At 74.8% G+C, this 1,949-nt stretch carries 1 protein-coding gene and 1 pseudogene; both read right to left on the bottom strand.

Annotated elements, in window-relative coordinates:
* Positions 1 to 313: 313 nt before the first annotated feature.
* Positions 314 to 1,252: pseudogene (locus tag ACWEBX_RS39735) on the bottom strand (FAD-dependent oxidoreductase); the annotation flags it as partial.
* A gap of 79 nt (positions 1,253 to 1,331) precedes the next feature.
* Positions 1,332 to 1,949 (bottom strand): TetR/AcrR family transcriptional regulator C-terminal domain-containing protein (locus ACWEBX_RS39730; protein WP_451889569.1); only part of this gene is annotated, 618 nt, incomplete at its 5' end.

Genomic DNA, 1,949 nt, shown 5'->3' with positions numbered 1-1,949 from the left:
CCTGGTGGACCGGGACCTCGCCGTCTTCGTGGCGGACACGCCCCAGATGGCGGCGTACCGCAACGACCTGTTCTGGGCCCAGGAGTACGCGAAGACGTCGGTCGGCCTCGTCGTCCCGGTACCGGTTCATCAGGTCGACCAGACTCTGCGGCGCGTCCGGGCCGAAGCAGACGGCGAGGTTCGCGGCGGACTCGGCCGCCGAGGTCTCGGAGCGCGGGAACAGTGACTCCTCGTACACGGTGAGGGCCTTCTCGGTGTCGCCGGGATGGGCGACGAGGGCGGCGGCGAGTTCGGCGCCGTCGAGCATCGCGAGGTTGGCGCCCTCCCCCGCGAACGGGGACATCAGGTGGGCCGCGTCGCCGAGCAGGGTGACACCGGGGACGCGCTCCCAGCGCAGGCCGGGAGGCAGCGCGTGGATCGGCCGGGCGACGAGTTCCCCGTCCGCCTCGGCGATGAGGGAGAGCAGGCTCTCGTCCCAGCCGTCGAAGTGCTCCAGGAGGCTTCGCCTGGCCGCCTCGGCGTCGGTGAAGTCGACGGCGCCGGAGACGGCCCAGTCGGCGGGCGTGCGCAGGGCCGCGTAGACGTGCAGGGAGCCGTCCGGGTCGCGGTGGCCCAGCAGGCCCTTCTCCTCGCCGAGCGCGAACAGGAAGCCGCCTCCGACGACTTCGGCACCCCTCGGGTGGCGGGTGTCGGCGTCGAGCAGGTGCATCTCGACGAAGGACAGCCCGGAGTAGACCGGGGTCGCGTCCGTGACCAGGGGCCGCACCCTCGACCACGCGCCGTCGGCGCCGATCAGCACGTCGGTGGTGAAGGTGCTCCCGTCGGCGAGCGTCACCTCGTGCCGGCCGTCCCCCGCCGGCCGGGCCGCGGTCACCTTGGCGCCCCAGCGGACGGTGCCCTCGGGCAGCGAGCCGAGCAGGAGGTCGCGCAGGGCGCCCCGGGAGACCTCCGGGCGCGATTCGGTCTCGCCTGCGTCCTCCATCCGGACGGTGGCGTGCCGGTCGAGGATGCGCATGGCCTCACCCCCGGCGTGGATGAGGGCACGGAACCCGTCGTGGAGACCCGCCGCGCGGAGAGCGGCCTGGCCCCCGTCCTCGTGCATGTCGAGCATGCCGCCCTGGGGGCGGGCTGCCGGTGAGGCGTCCAGGTCGTACACGGCCGCCTCGACGCCGTTCAGACGCAGTACGCGGGCGAGCGTGAGGCCGCCCAGACCGGCGCCGATCACGGCGATGGGGTGGTGGGTGTTCGTCATGGCTGATCTCCTCCGTACGGGGGTGACCGTCGGCGCCCGGTGACGGCGGTGCCCGCGGGCGTCCGTCGGCAGGGGACGCTCACGGCGTGTCGGGCGATACGGGCGCGTTCGGCGCGCCAGGCGTGGCGGGCGTGTCCGCCTTGGCAGGCGTGTCCGCCTTGGCAGGCACGGCGGGCGTGGCGGGGCGGGGTGTGCGCAGGACGCCGTTGATCAGGACGTGGAAGCCCCAGTCCAGCCGGGCCTCGCCCGGACCGGAGAGCAGGTCCGTGCCCCGCGCGGCGATGTGCGGGTGCCGCTCGCGGGAGGCATCGCGCACCGCGGCGGCGAGCGCCGCCCACTCGCCCCCGGCCTCGGTCGCGCCCTCCTCCCCGGCGGCGTGTTCCGCAGCGGTGGCGGTGGCGAACTGCAGCAGCAGGTCGATGGCCCAGGCCGCCCGGTCGGCGGGGACACCGCCCTCGTCGAGCAGGGACAGCAGTGCCTCGACCAGGTCCAGATAGCGCGCGCCGGACGGGCGGGCCACCAGAGCCGAGCGGGCGAGCCCCGGGTGCTCGAACAGGACGGCCGTGTACGAGGTGAGGACCCTCAGGTCGCCGATCACCCCGCCCACCAGAGAGAACAGCAGCGTGGGCACGAGGCTGGCGGCCGCGAGCAGCCCCACGTCGGAGGCGGACCCGCCCACCGAGAGCACGGCGAAGGG

The organism is Streptomyces sp. NPDC005070 (assembly GCF_053600395.1).
Note: the sequence above shows the minus strand (reverse complement) of the source record. Positions and strands in the feature narration are given on the sequence as shown.